Raw genomic sequence first — 24,298 nt, forward strand, 5'->3', positions numbered from 1 at the left:
CATTCAATTTTATATTTAATAAGAATTTTAATAATCGATAATTCAGCTTATTTAATTTTAAACCAAACATCAACAAACACATCACCAAATTGCTTTCTATTTTTAATGACAATAATTTCTTTTTCGCTTATTTTTTCATTATTCATCCATATTAAACACAAATTTTTATGCCCCCAGCTAAAAATCAACTGCTTAAAAAACATTAATTAAAAAAAATAAATAACAGGTTCTTCCTAGTGTCTTTTTTTGTTATAATTTAATTATCGGTTGTTATTTTGCAATTTACAAAGAAAAGGATATACAAATTGATAGCTCAAGTTATTATAGATTTAAAAACATCTTCTTTAAATCGTTGCTTTGATTATTTAATTCCTGAAAATTTGCTTTCTTTGGCACAAAAAGGGATGAGAGTCGTTGTTCCTTTTGGAGCCAAAAATTTATATCGTTTAGGTTATATCATAGACATTCAATTAACCAGTCAATTCGCTAATAAAGAATTAATTGATATCTTAGACGAGCAACCTTATTTTAACGAAGAATTATTTTTATTGGCAGATAACATGCTCCAAAACCCTTTTAGCCTCAAAGCTTTAGTTTATCAAACTATCATGCCAAAGAGTTTTTTAATCACCCACTTAAAAGAAATAACAATTATAAAACCTCAATTAATCCCTAAAAACATAAAAATTAATTTTCCTAAAAAAAACAAATTTCTAGTTAACGCTAACCATAAAATGATGTCTTCACTGCAAGTTTTATCGCAACAAGGTATTATTTTTATAAAAGATATTTCCAAGACAAGAAAAATAGAAAAAAATACTCTTTTTTATGTTTTAAATGTGGAATTACAAGAATTACAAAGTTTAAAATTAACCCCTAAACAAGAAGCATTTATAAAAATATTAGTCAATTATCAAAACAAAACTATTCTCTTTGAAACCTTTATCGACAGAAAAGAAGCTTTACGTTGGACTTCAGAAAGTATCATCCAAGCGCTAATCAAAAAAAAAATCATTGTACCGACTTTAAAAAAGACAGACGTTGTTTTAGAACATCATTTTACCCCACTCAAACAAGATAAAAAAATCACTTTAAATGAAGAACAACAACAAGTGTTAAAAAGTATTCGGTTCAACCAATATCAAACTTATCTTTTGCACGGCAAAACAGGTTCCGGCAAGACAGAAATTTATTTAAATTTAATTGAGCAAGTTTTAAAAATGCAGCAACAAGTTTTATTAATTGTGCCGGAAGTGATGTTGATAGCTTCTTTGTTACAACGTTTAGAGGCTAAATTTGACAAGGAAAAAATAGCTGTTTTTCATAGTTATTTAAGTCCCTTGCAAAAACAAACTCAGTTTAACAAAATTAAAACCCAAACCGCTCAAATTGTCTTAGGGACGAGAAGTGCTATTTTTGCATCCTTAAATCATTTAGGCATAATTATTATCGATGAAGAACATGATGATTCTTTGATTGAAAAAAACCAAGCCCCTTATGATACCAAAGAATTAGCCCAAATTAGAGCCAATTATCACAGGATTCCTTTGATTTTAGGTAGTGCGACTCCCTCTTTGGAAAGTTATTATCAAGTTTTACAAAAAAAATATCAACTATTAAAATTAACCAAAAGGGCTTTGATCGGCACTTTACCTCGCATTAAATTAATCGATATGAAAGAAGAGTTAAAAAATGGCAATTTAGAACCGTTTTCAATCACTTTAAAAACTGCCTTAGAACAAACTTTAGCCAGAGGAGAACAAGCGATTTTATTTATTAATACCAAAGGATTTTCGCCTTTTGTTTTATGTCGTTTCTGCGGTAACGTTCCTAAATGTCAAAATTGTGATTCAAGCCTGACCTATTATCGTCAAAAACAAATTTTAAAATGTAATTATTGCAGTTATCAAAAAGCTTTTACTAATCAATGCAGTAATTGTTGTAAAAAAGCAGTGAAACCTTTAGGAGTTGGGATTGAATATATCGAAAATCATTTGCAAAAACATTTTAAACACGCTAAAATAATTAAATTTGATTCAGATAATGTCACCAAATTGACTCAATATGAAAGGTTGTGGAATGATTTCCAAGAACACAAAGCCGATATTTTATTAGGAACGCAAATGATTACCAAAGGACTTGATTTTCATCAAGTAACTTTAGTTGGCATCTTGATGGCTGATGCTCTTCTCAAAATACCATCTTTTAAAGCCTCAGAAAAAACTTTTCAATTATTACTTCAAGCCGCTGGTCGTTGTGCCAGAAAAAAAGAAGGGCAAGTGATTGTTCAAAGTTATAATTCAGACCATTTTGCCATCAAAAAAGCTGTTATTTATGATGAAGATAATTTTGTCAAACAACTTTTGCAAGAAAGATTAATCTCTCAAACATCGCCTTTTGGATATTTGAGTAAAATTTTGATCACTCACTCTAACTTTAAAAAAGTCTTTGATGTAGCTCATCAAATCAAAGATATTTTAGAAACAACTATTTGTCATCCGAAAATTAAAGTTTTAGGGCCTGTTTTATCGATGATGCCAAAAAAAAACAATCGTTACCGTGTTTTGTTAACTTTGAAATACAATCATTGGCCTTTAAATCTAGAATTTATTACAACTCAAAAGATACATCAAGACTGTTTGCTTTTTTTTGATCGTTTTGCTGATTTGTTGTAAAAAAGATAATTTGGGATAGTTTAGATGAATTTTAAGTTAAGTAATTTTAATTTAGAATCCAGCACAAACTTAAACTAAGATCGAATAAAATAATATTATTTTTCAAAAAACTAGCAATTGATTAGTTTTTATGGGTTTAATAATTAATATTATAATTGAGGTGTTTTTAAACTTTAGACACTTTTTAATTTTTAAAAAAATATTTCTTTAGTTTGAAAAGATATTGAAATTATTAATTAATTTTTTTAACCTTAAAGGGTAATTTTAAAATTAAAAATTGCATTAAAAAACGAAACACTACATCTTTTTTTAATTTTATTTAGCTTGCTTTAATTACAACAAATTAATCATCAATAACTTTTAAAAAGGAATTTAGACTTTAAATGACAAAAAGTTTCAAATAGCTATTTTATTGTTTCGTTGTGAAGTGAACTAAAGAAGATATTCAAAAAACTTATTATATTTATTTGATATAACACTAATAAAATTGACATTTTTATATTTTTATGTTAAAATAAAGTTAGTTATTTAAATATAATTATAAAAATGAGGTATGAATTTAAAAAATGGACGATAGTGATAGTACAATATTGGTCAAAATAGATAAGACACACAGGAATTGGTGTCAACAAGTTGCTTTATTAGATCAAAAGGCGGCTTTTTAAAATGTATCCAATATTATTGTTAATTATTTTGATTTTATTAAACGCTTTTTTTGCCGCCAGCGAAATATCTTTTATTTCTACTAACGAAAGTAAAATTGAGTTAGACATTAAAGAAGGCAACAAAAAAGCTTTAAGAGTCAAAAAAATTAAAGAAAAGCCAACAACTTTTTTATCTGTTATTCAAATTATGATTCATATGATTACTTTTTTTCAGGGTAATATTGTAACATCTTATTTTTTAAAATCCCAAGAAAATATTGATATTTTTTCGTTTACAATTACACAACAGATGCAACACATCTTAATTGAAGCTATCATTATTAGTGCTTCTATTGTTTTTGGTGAATTAATTCCAAAACGTTTAGCTATGAATGCTCCTGCCAAAACAGCTTATTTTTTTGCCACTCCTATTTTATTAATTGCTTGTCTTATTAAGCCTTTAGTTTGGTTTTTGACGAAAATTAGTAATTCTTTTTTAATGGTTTGTGGCATTAACTCAAACAAAAGTCAGGTGTTTATTTCAGAAGATGAACTACGTCTAATGTTAAACTCGAGTTATCACAAAGGGGTTATTGATAAAAACGAAAACAAGATGATCCAAAATATTTTTGATTTTGATCATACAGCTATTTATGAAGTGATGCGTCATCGCACTCAAGTTGTAGCTATTAATGCCGATATTACTAAAGAAGAAATGATTGAATTTATCAAAAAGCAAAAATATACTCGTTTTCCTATCTATAAAAACAACATTGATAATATCATAGGTGTTGTTCACATCAAAGACATTTTTAAATATTTCATGTTTCAAACTTGTGATGAAACTTTTAACCTTAAAAATTTTATCAGAGAAGCTTTTTTTGTTCCAGACTCTAAAAATGTGAGCGAACTGTTTCGAGAAATGAAAGCCAATAAAAATCATATGGCGATAGTCATCGATGAACATGGTGGCACAGCAGGTATTATTACTTTCGAAGATTTAATTGAAGAAATATTAGGCGAAATTGCTGATGAATACGACAAAGATGAAGAAATAATGATTAAAGAAATTTCTCAAGGTGAATACATTGTTAATGGTTTTTCTAATTTAGAAGAAATTGAAGAAGTTATTAAAATTGAGTTTGATAGCGGGGATTATGATACTTTAAGTGGTTTTTTAATTGGTCAACTAGGTAGATTCCCGCAAAAAGATGAACACATTAAAATTAACTACAAAGGATATCGATTTGAATCTTTGCGACACCAAGATAAAGTTATTACCAAAATTAAAATTACCAAAAATAATTAAATATTATAAATTAATAAAAAAGCAAGTATCGAAAAATACTTGCTTTTGTTTTTATATTTTATATTTAAACTAATTCGATTTTTTAATATTATAATAGTTCATCAAAGAATTAAATTCAACTCCTTGAATAAATTTAATAATAATTTTATTAATAACATCGATATTTTGTAAAATCTCTTTTTCTTTTTGAAGGTTAAAAGGTGTTAAAAGGTGCTGATTTAAAGGAATTTGAGAGTCATAACCAACCCCTATTTTTAATCTTTTAAAATTTTTAGTTCCACAACAGTCAATAATATTTCTTAAACCATTATGTCCTCCATGTCCGCCTTGAATTTTTAATTTGATTTTTCCTTCTGATAAATAAATATCATCTACAATAACTAAAATATCTTCTATTTTTGTTTGATATTTATTTAAAATATGTTTCACTACTTCGCCAGATAAATTCATATATTTTTGTGGTTGAATCAACAAAGAGTCTTGTACTTTATAAATATGGGCTGTATCTGTCTTTTCGATTATTTGATGTTGATTTTGTTTTAAAAAAGAATCTAAAACTAAAAATCCCACATTATGACGAGTATTTTTAAATTGTTGTCCTTTATTCCCTAAACCAATAATAATTTTCATTTTTTTTCCTCTTCTAACGGTTATACAGTTAACAAAATTTAAATTTTTTTATAATTTAATATAGCCAAAGACTGATGATTTATTAGTTTTTTTTATCAGACTTTTCTCGATCAAAAAAGAAAGCAAAATAAACTTAACAGTAAAAAGAATTTTTATAACCTACAAAAACTAATTTCTATTTCCTCAAGTCAACAAAAATTTAATATTTTTTGGTTAATAAATAATTACATGCGATATTTTAACTATTTTTTAGGCAATGGTGTGTTTTTTTGTTAGAATCATTATTACTCTTAATTTATCAGTTTAAAATTTAAAAAAATTTTAAAAACCAATGTTTATAAATTCTTTTGTAAGTGATTTTAAATATAAAAAAAGAACTACCTTCGCTTAAAAGATAGTGTTAAAATATTAAATTTTGAGTAAACCATTTTTTTTGATTATAAAAGATGCATCCAATTTACTTCTTGATATCTTTTAAAATGTTTTCTATATGACGTCCATAAGATAAAGATTTATCATATTTAAAAACTAAATTAGGTATTTTTCGAAAGTTTTTAATTTTTTTAGCTAATTCCATCCTAATAACAATTTTATTTTGTTCAATTGTATCGGCGGTTAATTTTAAAATGTCGGGAGAATCACTTAAAATAGTGTAATAAATATTTGCAAAAGATAAATCTTTGGTCACTTGAACTTCAGTTAAGTTGATGTAACCTATTTGTTCGTCTTGAATAATTTCATTGATTAAAATTAATTCTTTTTTAATGGCGCTAGCCATTCTATCTGCTGTTGTTACAATCATTTGTTAATCCTCCACTTTACTTAATTTAGATGTCTCTATAATATCATTGATTACAAAATCATTAAAGTTATCCAATAAAATACCACATTCATAACCTTGCTTAGAAGATTTAATATTTTCCTTTAAACGTTTTAAAGAGTTAATTTTACCTTTAAAGATAACTTCGTTATTTCTTATCACTTTGGCAAAATCATCGTTATTAACAATCCCTTGGATTACGTAACAACCAGCAATACTACCAATTTTACTAATTTGAAATACTTTTCTAACTTCAGCTTTACCTGTGATAACTTCTTCAAAAATAGGTTTTACCATCTGTTTTAATTTTTTTTCAATATCTTCGATAATGCGATAGATTACGTTATGCATTATGATTTTTATTTTTTGTCCTTGGGCTAATTTTAAAATCGAAGATGTTGTTTTAATGTTAAATCCTATCAACATGCTTTCCGAAGAATGAGCTAAGTCAATATCTTTTTCAGTAATAGTTCCAACTGAGGCGCGCAAAAGATTAATTTTTAAATCAGAAACTTTAATTTTATCAATCATTCCGCGTAAAGCCTCTAAACTGCCTTGAGTATCTACTTTTAAGATGATGTTTAATTCTTTCGGCTTTTCATCTTCTAAGTTTTGTAAAATACTAGTTAAATCTTGTGGCAATATGGTTTTAACCAAAGAATCTTGTTGTGTTGCTTTAGAGGCGTCAACAATTTGACGAGCTTGTTTTTCATTAGCTACTACATAAAAAAAATCTCCTGCTTGTGGAACTTCTTTTAAGCCAGAAACTCTGACCGGTTGAGAAGGTAGAACTTTTTTTAACAGTTTTTGGTTTTCATCTTTCATAGAACGAATTTTGCCGTAAGTGTTGCCAACAACTACAATATCGCCTACTTTTAAATTACCATTGCTAACGATAAAAGTAGCTACTGGTCCTAAGGATTTATCCAAACTAGCTTCAATAACTGTTCCTTCGGCTGAATTGTGTGAGTTGCCTTTTAAATCTTGAATTTCACTTAAAAGTAAAATCATTTCTAATAATTTATCTAGTCCTTCCCTTTTGAGAGCTGAAATGGATATATAAGGGGTAGTCCCACCCCATTCTTCTGGCAATAAATTAAAACTTGACAATTCTGTCATGATTTGTTGACTATTATTGTTGGGCTTATCGACTTTATTAAGAGCCACAATAATAGGGATTTTAGCTTGTTGAGCATGTTTTAAGGCTTCAATGGTTTGAGGTTTGACAGAATCATCAACTGCTACAACTAAAATGCAAATGTTTGTTATTTTCGCCCCTCTAGCTCTCATCTTATCAAAAGCTTCATGTCCGGGAGTGTCAATAAAAGTTATTTTATAACTTCGATATTCAACTTGATAAGCTCCTATATGTTGGGTGATTCCGCCAAATTCTTGGTCAACAACACGAGTTTTGCGAATTGCATCTAATAAAGTGGTTTTGCCGTGATCAACATGTCCCATAATAGTTACAATCGGAGGCATCTTTTCTAAATTAGCTTGATCTTTTAATTGGGTGGTTGTTTTTTTTAGTTTTTTTTCTTCATTTATTATAGTTGTTAGAGTTTCTTCTTTGAATTCAACATTACATTCTTTAGCTAAAATCTTAATTATTTCTTGGTCTAAAGTTTGATTAATGTTGGCTTCTACCCCTAATTGTAATAATTTCTTAACCAAAACAGCACTAGAAATCCCAAAAGCCTGAGCAATTTGTGAAACCTTATCTTCGGGATTGAATAAATAAGTTTTTTTTATTTTTTTGTGTTTATCTGATTGAAAAGTAGTTTTATTAGCGGCTGGTTTATTTGTTTTTTTCTTAAAGGTCATTGATATCCCTCCTTTTATCTTTGTTAAATAAATTATAAATTAATTGTTGTATAAAATTGTTTTTTTGATTGTTGTTGACCGAACCAACTTTAAAAGTTCTGAATAAATTGTTTCTGGGACGCGAGTTTTGAGTTTTTTATCTAAAAGTCTTTTTTTTTGAGCTAATTGAATATATTTTTGATTGAAACTCAAATAAGCTCCTCTTCCTTGTAGTTTTTGGTCTAAATCAATTGCTACTTTGCCTAATTTAGTAGCATTAACTCTAATCATATTGTTAGTGTGTTGTTTTTTTTTAGAAACTATACATATTCTTGCAATATTCATGTAATTATATGATTCCTTCTTCCTTTGCTTGAGATAAAGTTTTGATATCAATATTCCATTTAGTCACTTCTACGGCTAATTTTACGTTTTTGCCTAATTTTCCGATTGCCAAAGAAAATTGATCATCTGGAATAATTGCTACAGCATATTTATTAACTTCGTTTTTGATAATCACATTAACACATTGAGCCGGTCTTAGGGCGTTACTAATTAATTCTTTTTGGTCTTCGCTCCAATTAAACAAATCAATTTTTTCGCCTTTTAAAATTTTGATAATATATTTAATCCGACTACTGTTTGCACCAATGCAAGAGCCGATTGCATCAACTTGAGGATCTTGTGAATTTAAGCCAATTTTAGTTCTTTCGCCCGAAATGCGGGCAATTGCCATAATTTTTACAATCCCTTCTTGGATTTCGGGGATGTTTTCTTCAAAGACTTTCACCACAAGTCCGACATGATTATAACTAACAAAAATTTTAGGCCATTTATTAGTTTTTCTAACTTCTGATAAAAAAACTTGAATTCTTTCGCCTATATGTGGTACATTGTTGTCAGAAATTTCTTTTTTGGGTAATAAAGTAGTAATCTCTTTTTCTAATTCAAGGTTATAAAATCTTTCGTTTTCTGAAATAACTTTAGCACTAATCAATTTACCTTCTTGTTCTTTAAAAAAATGATAAATGTTTTCTCTTTTCCTTTTGGTTAATTCTTCATTAAACTGGTTTTTAAATTCTTTGATGGCGTATAAATTAAATTCTTTTGGATCGACTTTAATTTCGATAATTTGTCCTACTTTTGCTTGTGGTTTAATAGTTTGTGCCTCTGATAAATCAATCGGGGTTAATTCTTTTAAATTAATCATGCCAATGTTGGTTTTATCAGCAACTATAAATTGTTTATATAGAAGAATTTCGCTTTTATTTTCTCTCATTTGAACACGGCAACTTTTTACTTGATGATTTTTTTTACAACCGGCGATTAATCCTTTGCCAAATGCTTCAATCACTTCTTTGCGCGGCAAATCTCTTTCTTGTACTATCTTATCTAATAGTTTAAAAAAATTCTTACTAATCAAACCATTACCTCCTTTTAAAAATTTTAGCGGTATATTAAAGATATCAAATTAAAAACAAGTTATAAAAAGGAAAAAAGCAGTAACTCATACAAGCACCACTTTGATCTTGAAAAAACAACTTATAGTATTATTATAACATGTAAAAACTCTAAATGATATTTTTTTTATCTCTTTGAGGGGGTAGAAATTATTTTTTGTATCAATTAAAATCTTCTAAAGTGAGATGAAAAAAGTTTCTATTTTGGTTTTTAGCTTGCAAACTTCTTAAAATTTCTACCATTACATAAGTATCTTGTTGACAATATGCCACTAAAGCTTGATATTGAATGCGAAATTCGTTTTCTGACATGTTCGGTAATCTAAGATAAGTTATAAAAGCTTGAACTCCGTTTTGGATTATCAAATTATCATAAGTTAGATCACAAAACAAAGGAGCGATTTTTTTAATCGAATAAGAACCTTGCAATTGTGGATGATAGAAATTAATCCCTTTGGCTTCCTCTTTATCAAGTCCTAAATTTTGGTAAAATTCCTTATTACCTTTTAAAAGATCTTTGAGGTCAAAAATTCTAGCAATTAAATTATCGATTTTTTCTTTTTCTGCAGGAAACAATAAAGCTAACTCTTTTAAACGACCAATTTCAAAAGGTTTATGGTAAACAATAATCGAACCCCCATCATCACAAATACTATTTAATAATTTTTTTAACAAAGATTTTCTGTGATCTTTGTGATTTATAGCTAAAAAAGAGATATGATCGTGTTCTTTGTTGCATAAACCAGGCGTTTTTTCAATATGCAAGGAAAACTGAAAAAGAGATTGACTATAAGGTCTTTCACCAAAAAACCTTGGAAAAGGGCAAGGAAAAGATTCAAAATCCAAATAATAAATCGGATATTTTATTTGTTTTAAACCTAAATCAATCTTATCGAAATGATAATAAGGGAGTTTCTTTTTTAAGGTGTGATATTGAATCCGATTGCTACTGCGATTAAGCCATTCCAAAGGCAAACTAAGAGCTTGATAATATTTTTGTTCAATCAAATCTGATATTTTTTTACCCGAAAAGCCGTGATTATGGTCAAAATAATTAAAAATACTATCTTGATCAGGGATTGATTCTAAAAAAGTTAAGATTTTTTGCGGTAAAAAATTTTCTTGCAAGTTGGTTGTTTTTCTAATTGCCAAATGTTTAATTAAAAGCTCGCTATCTTGGTTTAATAAATGTTTACCTTGAAAAGCAATTTTAGTTAAATCAATCAAAGTAATCAAATTTGAATCTTTTTTGTCAACCTTGCCTTGTTCTAAAACATAATCACTATTTAAAACCACTAAATAATATTGTCTTTTTTTTTTTTTTGTGCCTCGGTCAAACTATTTTCAATCACCCAACTTTGATAAGTTAAATCATACATATATTTTCCATCTTTGTTGTAAGGATTAAGGAGTTTTTCGATTTTTTGTTGATAGTTGTTATCATCTATGTTTTGTTCAAATTTATTTAACGTTAATAAATTTTGACTTTGCATTTTGAAAAAAGGAGTTGTTTGTTTGTTTTTGTTTTTAAATTTTAAATCTATAAACTTACGGCTAGTAGTTGCTTTGATTTCAAAAATGCGAATAGTCTTATCATCTTCTTGATAGCCATCCAAAAAGCAATAAAAACGATGACCTTTTTTTTTGATTTGGAATTTTTTTTGTTTGTAAGTGTCTAAAGAATAAATGATTTCGCCTTGGAAATTAGCAGTTAATTGTTTACCTGCAAATTCCTCTAATTGTTGATAATAAGGTTGCATTGCTTCTAAATGTTTTTGGTCTAAATTATTGATGTTTTCTTCATCTAGACTTTCTTGTAAAAAACTTATCTTTTTATCATAAGCTTCTTCTTGCATCAAATCACGTAATTCAGTACCATATTCAAAAAGAAATTGTTTTTTAGAACGGTATAATTCTTTATAATTGACATATTTTAAGATTTTTAAGAATTTAATGAAGCGAGTTTTAGAAATATCCATTATATCCCCCTTATTTGTTGCAAGTAGCTTTGCTTTATTGATTCATTTTTTTTAAAGTTTTTTGAATCGATAAATTAGCTTCTTTTTCTTTCAAACTATTTCTTTTATCGTATTTTTTTTTACCTTTCGCTAATGCAATCTCAATTTTTACTAAATTTTTGTCAAAATAAAGCTTCAAAGGAATAATCGAAAGACTTTGCGTTTTGATTTTGTTATTGATTTGGATAATTTCTTGTTTCTGCAATAAAAGTTTTTTAGTCCTGTTTTCATCATAATCTAAAGAACGGCTAAAAGGATATTTTAAAATAACCATATTAACTATAAAAATCTCTTCATTTTTGATATAAGCATAAGCGTTATTGAAATTGGTTTTACCTAAACGAATTGATTTAACTTCGCTTCCTAATAATTGGATTCCAGCATGATACTTTTTCTTTTCTAAAAAATAATCATAAAGAGCTTTTTTGTTGGTAACAATTGTTTTCATAACGATACCTTCTTTAATAAGGGATTAAAAAAAGAGAACCAAAAACTAAAAAAATATTTTTATTTGTTTCAGTTGTTATTTTAAAACGGTGTATTAATCTTTTTTTAAATGCGGTTTAATAGTTGTTTGATAAGTTAAAATGCTTTTTTCAATTGCTTGAAAAGCTTCTTGTTTGCCTTTGATGTTTTCGATTATGACACTTTTCTTTTCCAAAGCTTTGTAATTTTGAAAAAAATGTTTGATTTCATCTAACAAAGAAACGGGAATATCTGGCAAATCATACCAGTTTTGACAAGAGATATCCGCTACAGGAACTGCCAAGATCTTTTCATCTAATTCATAGTTATCAATCATTTTAATAACTCCCAAAGGACGACATTTGACCAAAGTCAAAGGAGTTAGACTTTCTTGGGTCAAAACCAAGACATCTAAAGGATCATTATCATCACAATGAGTTAAAGGAATAAAACCATAATTAGCAGGATAGCGAAAGGAAGTTGTCAAAAAGCGATCCAACAATAACATCCCTGTTTCCTTATCGATTTCGTATTTTTTTTTGCTCCCTTGAGGGATTTCGATCACCACTATAAATTCTTCTTTGGTAATTCTTTTTGGGTTAATGTTGTGCAATATATTCATTTTATTTCTCTTTTTCTTTTTTTTAATTTTTAACAATCACAAAAGATGCATCAAAATACTACCAGCCATAGCTACATTGAGGCTTTCTACTTTTTGAGTTTTGATATTTAACAATCCATCACAAAGAGCTTCAATTCCAGACGATACCCCCGCTCCTTCGTTGCCTAAAATTAAAACTTTTTTGCGATATGTTTTGGCTATTTGTATATCAAAATTAGTTTTATGAGCTGATGTGCTAAAAATTTGATAATCCATGCGTTTTAACTCTTCTAAAAAGTTTTGCAGATTGCCTCTTTTTAGAGTCAATTCAAAGATGGCTCCTTGGCTAGCGCGGATAGTTTTTTCATGATAAAAATCAGCACTATGAAAACTGACAAAAACAGTCTCAAATCCAAAAGCTAAAGCACTTCGCAATAAAGTTCCCAAATTAGCAGGGTCTTGAATGTCTTCTAAGACTAGAATTTTATCACTTAAAGAAACACTTGCCAAAGGGAAACTACAAAGAGCTATTTGACTAAAAACAGTTTTAGTTTGCGATAATTCCTTCATCAAAGTTTGAGTCATAAAAGTTCCTTTTGCTTCAGAAGAAGAAGTATATATTTCAATTATTTGACTTTTGTCAAATTGGTCGATATTCTTTTGTGCTTGCTCGATTAAATGTGTGCCATATATTAAAAATTGTTGATATAAATCACGATATTTTTTAGCTTTTAATTTTTTTAATTTTTTGAAAGTTGGATTTTTCTTTGAAGTAATCATCTCATTTTCCTTTAATTGATAAATATACTTGTTTTTTTATCTTTTGAAAACCAATTTTTGTTCCGGATTTTGCTTGCAAAAATTATCAATCGCTTCTTTGACATCATAAAAACCAAAATCTAAAATGTTAAAATCCAAATGTTGTTGAATTTTTAAAGTAATAGTTTGTTCTAAGGCAGTTTTTAATAAATCAGAATAGTCCAAAGAGGTCTCTTCTCTTTTGGCTTTTTGAATAGTTGGCCTGGTGACAGGTTTTTCAGGGAGATAAATGGTGCAACAATCCGGAAAGGCTCGAATTGAAATATCAAAAGTATCAATTTTTTGAGCGATTTTAATAATTTCGCTTTTATCCATCGTCGCTAAAGGTCTTAAAATGTTGATATTTGTAACATTAGAAGTCGTTTGCATGCTTTCTAAAGTTTGGCTAGCTACTTGTCCGACCGATTCGCCGTTAATCAAACATAAATGATTGTTGTTGTGCGCAAATTCGTTACCTAAACGATACATCATTCGACGCATAATGTTAATAATATAAGGATCAGAAACTTTTTTGCTAATAACTTCTTGTAAAGCACGAAACGGGACTAGATGTAATTTAATTTGACTGTTGGTAGCATAACGACATAAAATTTTAGCCAAATCAATAACCTTTTGCACCGACTCTAAGGGAGTGAGGGGGCTTGAATCAAAATGAAATAATTCAACTGCAATCCCTTTTTTCATCGCTAAATAAGCTGCCACCGGAGAATCGATCCCTCCACTTAAAAAAGCTAGCCCCTTTCCGGCAGAAGAGTTAGGAAAGCCACCCAAAGCTTTTTGTTGTTCATTTTTTAAATAAAGATAAACTTCGTCTTTTCTAATTTCGATATTTAAAATAACTTCCGGATTTTTGACATTGACTTGTAATAAACTTTTGAAAAAATTTAAAATTAAAGGAGCAAGTTTTTGAGTTACTTCTATGCTAGTCAAATGGAAGCATTTATCTTTTCTGATCGTCTCAATTTTGAATAAAGCCGGTTTTTTGACTTTTTCTTGCAACAATAAACAAGCTTTTTTGACAATATCATCGATATTTTTGCTCGCTTTTGTTACTATAACAAAAGAAGAAATGCCTGAAACGTAAGATAATCTTTTCAAAACTTCAGTTTCTAAAGTAGCATGATAATCTAGATAAGCATAATCATATTTGACTTCTAAATTGACCCCCACTAGATCTTTGGTTTTGTTTTGTAAAAGTCGTTTTAATTTTTGAATAAAAAATATTTTATTTTTGCCTTTTAGGAACAATTCACCAAACCGTATTAAAATTCTTTTTTGCTTCATGAATATAACCTCAAATTAGTTTTTGTTGTTAATGTTAGCGTTTTACTGCCAAACTTGTGGCTCTAACAAAAAGCACTTAAAAAAGAAAGAAAAATAATTTTTTACACTCTCATTATAACATTTTCATTATAACATTTTGATATTTAATAATGTGCTCCTACTTTTTAATTTTAAAATTACCCTTTAAGGTTAAAAAAATTAATTAATAATTTCAATATCTTTTCAAACTAAAGAAATATTTTTTTAAAAAGTAAAAAGTGGCTAAATTTTGGAAACAGCTTAGTTTTTTTTGGGTTATTCTTAAGCTTTGAGTTCAAGTTTTTTAATATTAACTTATTATTAGAGCTGGCTTAATTTCAATTTTATGTTTTGTCTTTTATTTTCCGACGATTATATCATTTAATCTTTAACTCTTATTACTTTTTTTATTTTTTTGATTGTTAAAAAGTGAAATAAGAGTTGAAATGACTTTTTTTGGGTACTTTTGGCTTTTAAGTTAGTTATATTTGTAATTCAGTTATTTTTGGTACAGATAATTATTATTTAAAAATGCCAAAAAAGATATTTAGCAACTAGCCAACCAATTTAAATCTGAAACTAAAAGAACTAATGATTCTAAAAAATGTTATCATTTCAGTTTTGAAAAAAACATTATTGCCACCACCTCAAAAAAACAAAACCACCTAATTAGTTTGGCTAGGATTAGAAAAACAATAGCAAAAAAATTGAAGATTAAATTAAGAAAATGAATAAGCATTTTGTGTAGATAGGCTGACTGTTGAATTTTTAAAAGTATGATATTTGAAATTTTAAAAATTAAAACTTAAAACAATTCTTAAAAACTATAAAAAATCAAAGATATTAAAAAAAAGACCCTAATTGATAGAGTCTTTTAATTTCGTTAATTCGTTTTTTATAATTTAAGCTAAAAGAATTTCTTAAGAATAAACTTTTATAAAGCCAAAATTGACTAATTTTTTTGTTTTTATAGGACAAATTTGTTGTTATTTTTCTTTTAAAGGGTATTTTTGACAAATTTGATGAAGGTCTTCGGGTGATAAAGTTTTTTTAAGCATCAAACGGCGAGCTATTTGATCTAAGGTTTCTTTGTTTAAGGAAAGCAAATGTTCTACTTTTTGCAACGATAAATCAAAATCTTGTTTAGGGTTTAAAGAAATTTTTTTTAAAATCTTGCGAGCTTTCTTAAAATCAGAACCAGAACCTTTACCAACCGTTTTTTTATCCATTTGATGATTGTTGGCAATTAAAGCTTCAGCCGCAGTCCCGCCTAAGGCAATTAAAACACTTTTTTGAGGATTATTTTTTAAAACTTGATGATCAGAATGTCCCAAAGTATATCCTTGCGGCACAATAGTGACATAACGGAGTTTATAATTTTGCGGATACAAAAGAGTGATTAAGGCATGCCCCGCTTCATGATAGGCAGTGATTTCTTCTTCGGTCAACTTTTCTTTTGTTTCTGGGTGATAAAGTCCAAAAAAATCTAAGAAGGAGCGTTGGATTGATAAGTGATTGTCAAAATAAATAACTACTAAGAAAAAGATGTTAAGAGCCATCAAATAAAAAACAATTAGCCATTTTTTGGTGCGATTAAAATAAGTTTTTGACATCATCAATTACTCCCTTCTGGTTCGGGTTTGCTTGTGCTTTTTGGTGGAAACGTTGTAAAAGAATAAGGCGGTTGAGGGTTAAAAACTTCGCCAAAATTGATGATAAAAGGTTGGGGTGGATTGGTTAAGGAATTAACAAAACGTTCTTGTGCTTCTTGATAAAATTGTGTTAAGTTTGTATGTCTTTCACATGATTCTCCAAGTTGTCTTTCTAAATCTGGGATGATATTTTGTTCTAAATTTTGCTTTTCTGCTTTTTTTCGTTCTAAATCTTCTTCTAATTGTTTAAGTTCAACTTGTAATCTTTCTTTTTTAGTATTAGCTTCATTTTCTTTCTTTTCTTGTTCTTGTCTTTTTGTTTCCTTATCTTTTATTTGTGATTCCAAATCAGTAATTTTACTTTGTAATTTTTCTTTTTGAGTTTTAGCGGTATTTTCTTCTTTTTCTTTTTTTTCTTTTTCCCTTGTTTTTTCCTGAATAGTAGTATTTAAAATATCAATGTCTTTTGTTAATTCATCTATTTTACTTCTAGCTTCATTTTCTTTGGTTTCTTCTTGAGTTTTTTCTTCTTCTTTGTTTCTTTTGTCAATTTGTAAGTTTTTAAGCTGTCTTTCTAACTCTTCTTTTTGTCTTCTAGCTTCATTTTCTTCTTGTTCTGCTTGTTTTTTTTCTGATTCGATAGGTTTATTTTGTTGATTAAAAACTTCAATCTCTCTTGCTAAGTCTTCTTTTTTAGTTTTAGCTTCTTTTTCTTTCTTTTCTTGTTCGTTTCTTGCTGTTTCTTTTTCTGGAATAGTATTTTGAGTTAAAGTATTAATTTCACTTGTTAATTGTACTATTCTATTTTTAGCAGCAGTTTCTTTTTTTTCTTCTTGTCTTTTTGCTGTTGTCTGATTGTTTATTTGTGATTCTAAAACGGCAATTTCACCTTGTAATGTTTTTTTTTGAGCTTTAATTTTATTTGTTAGACGTTGTTGTTCAAAAAAATTCTTTAATTTTAGTGCGAATTGGGCTTGAAGTTCATCGATTTTATCGATTAAAGGATGAACTTCGGAAGGGGATGCACGCTTTAAATCCTCTTTTATTTGATTGAGTTTTTGGGTGTATTCATTTTCATCTGCTGATAGGGTTCTTGTGACTTGATTAGCTGAATTTAGTTCATCTATTTTAATAATGGCATTACTATCATCAAAATAAACTCTATACTTAATGCCAGACACTTGACCGTCAAAAAAGTCTATTTTGGTGTTGGTGTTGTTCCATTGAGTTTTGATGACGCTAAATGATGGAAAGCGGATTTGAATTTGTTTTGTAGCAGTGTTTAAACGGTTTTGTTGTGAGTTTGGATCTTTTTGGAATTGTTTTAATTGAAGTAAGATTAAACCAGGAATTAAAGCACGTTTAGTGTGTATTTCTTTGAGGTTTGCAATTTTACTTGTTATTTCTTTTTGTTGATTATTTGTAATTTGATCGATGAATTTTTTTTCCAAAGTGTTTCTTTCTTGTTGTAATGGAACACATTCTTGGTTTTGAAGATGATTTTCTTTTTCAATCGAATTTCTTTCTTCTTGTTCTTTGTTTTCTTTTTCCCTTGTTTTTTCCTGAATAGTAGTATTTAAAATATTAATGTCTTTTGTTAATTGTACTATTTTATTTCTAGCAGCAGTTTCTTTTTTTTCTTCTTGAGTTTTTTCTTTTTCTTTGTTTCTTTTGTCAATTTGTAAGTTTTTAAGCTGTCTTTCTAACTCTTCTTTTTGTCTTCTAGCTTCATTTTTTTTCTTTTTTTGTTTGTTTCTTGCTGTTTCTTTTGCTGTGATATTATGTTGGTCTTTTAAAGCTTGAATTTTTCGTCCTAACTCTTCTTTTTGTCTTCTAGCTTCATTTTTTTTCTTTTTTTGTTTGTTTCTTGCTGTTTCTTTTGCTGGAATAGTAGTTTGAGTTAAAGTATTAATTTCACTTGTTAATTCATCTATTTTATTTTTAGCATTTGCTTTGTTTCGCTCTTCTTGTCTTTTTGCTTTTTCTTTGCTTGTTTTTTCATTTTTTAATTTTGTAAGCTCACCTGCTAAGCTTTCTTTTTGAGTTCTGGCTTTATTTTCTTTGGTTTTTTCTTGAGTTTTTGCTTCTTCTTTGCTTGTTTTTTCATTTTGTAAGTTTTTAAGCTCACCTGCTAAGTCTTCTTTTTGTCTTCTAGCTTCATTTTCTTCATTTGTTTTGTTTTCTATCGCCTTTTTTGTATTCGGAATAGTATTTTCAGTTAAAGTCTTAATTTCATTTGTTAATTGCACTAGTTTCTTTTTGTTTTCTTCTAAATTGTCTGCAATGTTGTCTCTATTAATTTCTTCTGCTTGTTGTGTTTGGGCTTTAACTATTAATTCTTTAGTTTCTGGCGGAATTTGGAAGTTTGGTTCTTGGTTTGGTGGGGTCTCGCCCTCTTGTGTGCTAGATAGTTGAGTTGAGGTGCTAGGTGGTTGGATTGGTTGTGTAAGGATTGGAGTGCTAGGTGGTTGGGTTGAGGTGCTAGGTGGTGTAGGGGATGCATGAAATTTAGGCAATCCTTTTTCAATTTCTTTTAAACCTTCGGTGTTTGCATCTATTTGGTTATATTTTTCGTTCACACTTTGAAAAGCTTTGTTAGCTTTTTTAAATGTTTGTAAGTCTTCTGCTTCAAACAATTCAGCAATATTTTGTGCTTCTACTTGTGTAACAGTAGTTGAAGCGTTTTCTTCTAGTTGTTCGTTGTTAGTTCCTTCTGGTTTTTCGTTGTTAGTTCCTTCAGCTGCTGGAGTTCCTTCTTGATTTTGTCCGCCATCTCCTTTTGGTTGTTGGTTTTCAGTTTTTGCTTGTTGTTCGTCAGGTGTTTGTAAAAATTCATTTAAAGGCGAGTTTGGTTCAAAATAACGAGGGTTAGTGATTATAGCTATTCCTTTTTCCACATAATCCTTAGCTTTTTGAAAATTGTGTTCTTTGTGAATTTCGTCTGAGGTTAGTTGGTCTTGGAAAATCTTCCTAATTTTTTCTTTAATTAATTCTAAAGCATCAGCTAAATTATTTTCTTCATTGGATAATCTAATTCGATATTCTTCAAACTTTTCGGTCAATTTTCGTTGATAGTTAGTTAAAAATTGTTCGATCCATTCTAAATTATTCAAAGAATAATCCATTTGTTGTGAATTGTCTTTTTGTTCTGTTGTACTTTCTAAGTTTGGTGAAATTAGCTCTATTTCCTTTAATAAATCTTGGTGTGAAAAAGTTTCTGACAAAACTATTGTTGATGGATTTATTTCATTTTGGGAAGTTTCAATGCTTTCATTTTTGGGAGTTCCATTGCTTTCATTTTTGGGAGTGCCATTGCTTTCATTTTGGGAAGCATCATCACTTTCATTTTGGGAAGTGCTATTGCTTTCATTTCGGGAAACAACATCGCTGTTTTCGCCTTCTGTTTGGCTTTCTTTTGGTAATTTTCGTAATACTTCAATCAATTCTTTTCTTTCTGTTTCATCAAATTTAGATGATAAAGCTTTTATTTTTGGCATTAAATCATTGATTTGCGGTTGTTCGATGTTGGGAGCTAATTGTTTCAAGATAGAAATAATTTTATTTTTTTCATTTATTTCATTTATTTGAGATTTTTCTTTGGAGTTTTGAACTTCTTGAATTAAAACTTCGATTTCTTTTTTCCTAGGTTCAAGTTGCTCATCTAAAAAATCGTCATATTTTTTTTGGTATTTGTAAATAGCTGTTAGTTTAGTTTGTGTATTTTCTTGGAAAGGAATAGTTTTGTCAAAATAAGTTGTTGCTAGTGAGGCAAAATCTTCTTTGACTACTTGAGCTTTTAGTGGTTGGTTTTGAAACAAATCAAACATTTCATTTCGACGAGTTTTGATTTCTGTTTGTTGTTCTTCTAATTTTTTTAAAGGTGAAAAAATAAAATTTTGTTTAATCATGTCAAGATGTTTTTCTAAGATGGCAATTTGTTCTTTACTTGTTAACAAAAAAACATCATCTTGACTTCGATTTGCATAAATAGCTTCAATATCTTTTTTTTGCTGTTCTAAATCTTGGTCTAGACATTTTATATACTGTCTTAATTGTGCTTTTACATCATCGTAAGCGTCGTTAAATTCTTCTATATATATATCTAAAGCCATCATAAGAGTCAGTTTTTGTTTGTCAACTAACTTTTTAAAAATTTGGTTTTCCTCAGAAATACAACTACTTTGTAATAGCCATTTACAATAATTATTGTTAATAATTTTGAGTGTTCTGATAATACTATCATTGATATCGTATAATTTTTCTTTATAAGATTTGTAATTATAATTTATCCAATAAGAAACATCTGAAGTTAATTTTGGTAGGATTTCTTGACTATTAATAAAATTGTTGGTAATGAAAGTCATAGCTTCGATTGCTTCTATCTTATATAAACTAGGATTAGCTTCAATCAGTTTGTCAATTTCTTTTTCAATTTCTTTTTCTTGTTCTTGAAAGGATGATATTTTTCTTTCTATAGCATCTTTAGCTTCTTTTAATTTATCGTATTTTAATTCATTATATTTTGAGACCAAATCTTTTTTGTCAAAACGTAAAGGAGTTAATGGTGGGTTTGGAAAATTTTTTGGCAGTTCGATTTCCCAAATATAAGAGTTCAAAAAAGATTGTGCGTTACTCAAAAAAGAGGTCAATTCGTTAGGTTGTGTTGGGTTTGAAGGGGTTTGAGAAGTAATTTCACGTTCTAATGTTACTATTTCATTTTGTAATGCAGTTTGGCGTGTACTGTCAGTTTCACGATTTTGGTTTTCTTCAATTTCTTTTTGAGTATTTAAAAAATCTTGAATTAAGGGTTTTAATTTTTGGTTTTGGCTGGGATTTGGATTTAGTGTTGATAATGCTTCGTCAGCTGTCGGGAGTCCATCACTCCACTTTTTTAAAGTAGCTGTTATAAGGTTTTGAAGTTGTTTTTCGGTGAATGATAATTCGTTTCTTTCCTCTTTGTTTAGACATACAAGTCTTTCTAAGGAATTTTTAAAATCACTAGGACTTCCTTTTTTCTGATTTCCGGAGGATTTTGCTTCTTGCCAAAAAGCTTCTTTAGCTTCTGGGGTAGCAAATTGAACTGAGTTTTCTGCCATAAATTGATCATAAAGTTGTTGAGTTTCTTCACCATTATTGTGATGCATTAATTTCGTGATTAAATATTCCTTATACAACTTTTCTAAATTTTCATCATTGATCGTTTCTTCTAACTGTTTTTTAAACAGTTTAGAGTATTCAATTTTGTCTAATTGTTTAAATAAGATATCTTGTATCTCATACAATCGGGGTAATTTTTTGCGCCAAATACGTAAATACTCCATTTTAAATTGGAGATTGGTAGGCTCTTTTAAATGACTAAAAACTTGAGTTCGTTTTAGATCAGATAATAATCTTTGGGCTGGAGGTATTTCATCAGAATTTGAATCGTAATATCGATATTCATCTGGCAACTCAAAAATACAATCAGCAATAAAATAAAGGTAGTCTTGTTTAATGTCAAAATTTTTTCTTTGGACAAACTCTTTTAAATTAAAATTTTTTTCCTTTTCTTCTAATACTTTAATTTCTTCTTCTAATACTTTAATTTTTTCTTTTTCTTCTTCTGAAAGATTTTGAATAAAATTTTCCAAATAATTCAAAGATTTTTCTTTTGAATTCTTTTCTTCAGTAATATCATCATATTTTGCAATTTCAGTTATCTCTTTGATGAAGATTTCAAAAAGATATAATTTAGTCTCTAAGACTCTTTTATCTGCTCCTTCTAACATTTTTTCTATTTTTTCTTTTAATTCATCAATTCCATAATTTTTTTTGGAAAATAATTCTTCAAATTCGAAAGTATTAAAGAAAGAATCAAATAACACAAAACCATTTTGGCCTTGTCTAAGTTTGATTTCCTTTAAGATAGTTTCTTTTTGGTGGTTGTAATAAGCATCTTGTTGTTGTTTTTTTTCATCTTTGTTGTTTGCTCCGAAAACTGAAATATGATTTCGGAAATTAAAAAAGGAGCTACAAATTAGTCCAACGATAAGCCAAAATTGCAAATAATAAATATTTTTTCGAAATTGACTGGCACTTTTTGGCAGTTTTTTTGGGCGCCTAGTTTGGGTGGCTTTCAACAGTTATCGCCTCCTTTGTTAAATTGTTTTTTTCAAAGTCATGGCTTTGATAGTCATTTGATTTTTGTTTTGTTAATTTTTTTGTTGTGACTTTTGCATTTTTTGGTGGGGTTACATAGTTTTAATTTGCTTTTTTGTTGCTGCTTTGAAGATAGTTGTTTCATTTCTTACTACTTTTCAAATTTTATACCTTTTGTTGTTCTTTTTTTCGGTTTTTGTCATGCTTACTTTTTTTTGATTTAAATGAAACAACCTTGTTATCAAGGTCAGGGGTTAGTTGGTGGTGTTGTTTTTGCAGCTGGGTTAGTTGGTGGTGTTGTATCAGTTCCTGCGCCTGTTGTATCAGTTCCTGCACCTGTTGGGTTTGCTCCTTCACCTGTTAGGTTTGTTCTTATTTCTTGGAGAAATGCTTCATGGACCGCTTCAATTTCTGCTGGTTTAAATAGTTCTTGAATGTTAATATTTTGTTTCTTAACTCCTGCTTTTAAAAAGTCAATCACTTTCCAACCAGCATTTTTCTTAGTTTAAAAAGATTTAAGCTCGTAGTTTCTATTAGTTTCGCCAAATTCTTTTTGGTAACCGAAATAATCACGGAAAGCTTCTTCTAAATCACCTATTGTAATATCTTCATGTTTATTTTTTCCAGCTTTCATCGCTGCTTTAACAATAAAGGCTTCTAATTTTCGCCCTGATAAAAGATCGTAGAAATGAGCTTTGACTTTCTCTAAATCTTCAATATCATATGGTAATTTATTATCTTTATTAAATTGTTCGCGTGCTTCTTGTAGTGCTTTTTCTAATTGTAATTTTTGTTTCATATCGGCTTCATTTAAACTATCCCAGTTAAAATCAAAAGCAAGCTTGGTTTCAATTTCGGCGATATTTTTATTTTCAGTACGAGCATAAATTGCCATTAATTCTTGTCGTTTTATACTATCTCCTAAAGGGGCTAAATTACCGTGTGGGTGTTTGTCAGTTTTATTACCTTTAATTTCTTGTCCCCCTAAAGCTGGAATAGTAAAGCCGTGTTTTAAGGCGATGGCAAACATTTCAGGGTGTTCTAAAGCTTTATTGAATTTTTGCATGATTATGTCTAAATAATAGTTTTTGGTATATTCTTCGATCCGAAATTTTTTGACTTTTATCATTAAGTCAATAAATGCTTTTCTTTCTTCTGGACCAAAATAGCCGATATAAATGCTTTCTAAACGCGAAAGGATGGCAGAATCTATTTTGTCTTTATGGTTGGTTGCCGCCAAGAAAAAGACTGGATTTTCTTTGTCGGTTTTAACTCCATCAATTTCGGCTAACAGTAAATCGGTTTTTTTAGTATCTCCTTCTTCTAAAAGTTTAGAAGTTCTTGATTTAATAATTTCTTCGGCTTCATCGGCAAAAATCAAAGAAGGACTATTTCTGCGTGCTTTTCTAAAAATAGCTTCAATTTCTTCTAAAGTGTTTTTTGGGGTGATAATGTAAAAATTCATCTTCGCTTCTTTGGCAAAACACTCAGCTAACAAAGTTTTACCAGTTCCTGGAGGCCCATACAAAACGGCTCCTTTGGGATATTCCATCGGTTTTATTGGTGCTATTTTCTGGTAATGTTTAGCGTTTGCTGGATCAAAACGGTGAGCAATCTCTTTTAATTGTTCAATCGGCTCTTTTAAACCATGAACCACATCAAAACCTGGGAAGTTTTCATAATTAGTTTCTGGTGGAGCGAACGCTTCTAACAAACCTTTTAAAGCATCACCCTTAATGCCGCTTGTATTTTGCGGTGGTGGAGGAGTTAGTCCTTCGTCTGAATCAGGAAATGGTGGTTGTTGTAAAGCATCGTTGGGAGGTTGTTTTAAATTGCTGATGAAAGCGACTGTACCAAAAATAAACGATACAATTGTTAAGATACTTAAACAAACAATGGCTATTAAAAAAGTCCAATTCTTTTTTGGTAAGGATGAATCGCTTTTGTTATTTTTTTCCATTT

General features: G+C 28.8%; 17 protein-coding genes. 3 read left to right on the plus strand and 14 right to left on the minus strand.

Annotated elements, in window-relative coordinates:
- Nucleotides 1-305 precede the first annotated feature (305 nt).
- Both priA and psc1_RS02115 read left to right on the plus strand, forming a co-directional pair.
- Nucleotides 306-2,675 (plus strand): primosomal protein N', encoded by a 2,370-nt coding sequence (priA, locus tag psc1_RS02110; protein ID WP_122225572.1) that lies wholly within the window; start codon nucleotides 306-308, stop codon nucleotides 2,673-2,675.
- A 666-nt stretch (nucleotides 2,676-3,341) separates the two neighbouring features.
- Complete coding sequence (locus psc1_RS02115) at nucleotides 3,342-4,628, plus strand: hemolysin family protein (protein ID WP_023161424.1); 1,287 nt, start codon at nucleotides 3,342-3,344, stop codon at nucleotides 4,626-4,628.
- A 69-nt stretch (nucleotides 4,629-4,697) separates the two neighbouring features.
- Here the strand turns inward: psc1_RS02115 and pth are convergent, their stop codons facing one another.
- The 13 genes from pth to psc1_RS02180 all read right to left on the minus strand — a co-directional run bounded on the left by pth (nucleotide 4,698) and on the right by psc1_RS02180 (nucleotide 22,317).
- Entirely contained in the window at nucleotides 4,698-5,258 is a 561-nt protein-coding gene (gene pth, locus psc1_RS02120; protein WP_023161425.1) for an aminoacyl-tRNA hydrolase, read from the minus strand.
- 457 nt (nucleotides 5,259-5,715) lie between these two features.
- On the minus strand, nucleotides 5,716-6,060 hold the full coding sequence (gene rbfA / locus psc1_RS02125; RefSeq protein WP_193550453.1) for a 30S ribosome-binding factor RbfA: 345 nt from the start codon (nucleotides 6,058-6,060) through the stop codon (nucleotides 5,716-5,718).
- A 3-nt stretch (nucleotides 6,061-6,063) separates the two neighbouring features.
- Nucleotides 6,064-7,902, minus strand: a complete 1,839-nt coding sequence (gene infB / locus psc1_RS02130) for a translation initiation factor IF-2 (protein WP_373375488.1) — start codon at nucleotides 7,900-7,902, stop codon at nucleotides 6,064-6,066.
- Nucleotides 7,903-7,941: 39 nt separating this feature from the next.
- Entirely contained in the window at nucleotides 7,942-8,226 is a 285-nt protein-coding gene (locus tag psc1_RS02135; protein WP_023161428.1) for a YlxR family protein, read from the minus strand.
- A gap of 4 nt (nucleotides 8,227-8,230) precedes the next feature.
- The gene (gene nusA, locus psc1_RS02140; RefSeq protein ID WP_023161429.1) at nucleotides 8,231-9,304 is read right to left on the minus strand and encodes a transcription termination factor NusA; all 1,074 of its coding nucleotides are present in this window, start codon (nucleotides 9,302-9,304) and stop codon (nucleotides 8,231-8,233) included.
- Nucleotides 9,305-9,503: 199 nt separating this feature from the next.
- Nucleotides 9,504-10,637, minus strand: a complete 1,134-nt coding sequence (locus psc1_RS02145; RefSeq protein WP_373400957.1) for a DUF2779 domain-containing protein — start codon at nucleotides 10,635-10,637, stop codon at nucleotides 9,504-9,506.
- The gene (locus psc1_RS02150) at nucleotides 10,637-11,320 is read right to left on the minus strand and encodes a hypothetical protein (protein WP_373400959.1); all 684 of its coding nucleotides are present in this window, start codon (nucleotides 11,318-11,320) and stop codon (nucleotides 10,637-10,639) included. The genes psc1_RS02145 and psc1_RS02150 overlap by 1 nt, the downstream gene beginning before the upstream one ends.
- A 34-nt stretch (nucleotides 11,321-11,354) precedes the next feature.
- The gene (gene smpB / locus psc1_RS02155; protein ID WP_023161432.1) at nucleotides 11,355-11,807 is read right to left on the minus strand and encodes an SsrA-binding protein SmpB; all 453 of its coding nucleotides are present in this window, start codon (nucleotides 11,805-11,807) and stop codon (nucleotides 11,355-11,357) included.
- A gap of 93 nt (nucleotides 11,808-11,900) precedes the next feature.
- The gene (locus psc1_RS02160; RefSeq protein ID WP_023161433.1) at nucleotides 11,901-12,446 is read right to left on the minus strand and encodes an inorganic diphosphatase; all 546 of its coding nucleotides are present in this window, start codon (nucleotides 12,444-12,446) and stop codon (nucleotides 11,901-11,903) included.
- Between the two features lie 36 nt (nucleotides 12,447-12,482).
- Nucleotides 12,483-13,205 carry an RNA methyltransferase gene (locus psc1_RS02165; RefSeq protein WP_023161434.1) on the minus strand — a complete coding sequence of 241 codons (723 nt, stop codon included), beginning with the start codon at nucleotides 13,203-13,205 and terminating at the stop codon, nucleotides 12,483-12,485.
- A 36-nt stretch (nucleotides 13,206-13,241) separates the two neighbouring features.
- Nucleotides 13,242-14,528 (minus strand): tRNA uracil 4-sulfurtransferase ThiI, encoded by a 1,287-nt coding sequence (gene thiI, locus psc1_RS02170; protein WP_023161435.1) that lies wholly within the window; start codon nucleotides 14,526-14,528, stop codon nucleotides 13,242-13,244.
- Between the two features lie 1,004 nt (nucleotides 14,529-15,532).
- On the minus strand, nucleotides 15,533-16,159 hold the full coding sequence (locus tag psc1_RS02175) for a hypothetical protein (RefSeq protein WP_373375489.1): 627 nt from the start codon (nucleotides 16,157-16,159) through the stop codon (nucleotides 15,533-15,535).
- A gap of 2 nt (nucleotides 16,160-16,161) precedes the next feature.
- Complete coding sequence (locus tag psc1_RS02180) at nucleotides 16,162-22,317, minus strand: hypothetical protein (RefSeq protein WP_373375490.1); 6,156 nt, start codon at nucleotides 22,315-22,317, stop codon at nucleotides 16,162-16,164.
- A gap of 243 nt (nucleotides 22,318-22,560) precedes the next feature.
- Between psc1_RS02180 and psc1_RS02185 the strand changes: the two genes are divergently transcribed.
- A complete protein-coding gene (locus psc1_RS02185) occupies nucleotides 22,561-22,770 on the plus strand; it encodes a hypothetical protein (protein WP_373375491.1) in 210 nt (69 codons plus the stop codon).
- Between the two features lie 71 nt (nucleotides 22,771-22,841).
- Here psc1_RS02185 and psc1_RS02190 read toward each other — a convergent pair whose 3' ends face one another.
- Entirely contained in the window at nucleotides 22,842-24,296 is a 1,455-nt protein-coding gene (locus psc1_RS02190; protein ID WP_373375492.1) for an ATP-binding protein, read from the minus strand.
- Nucleotides 24,297-24,298: the final 2 nt, after the last annotated feature.

Source organism: Candidatus Phytoplasma solani (assembly GCF_041729705.1).
GTDB lineage: Bacteria > Bacillota_I > Bacilli_A > Acholeplasmatales > Acholeplasmataceae > Phytoplasma > Phytoplasma solani.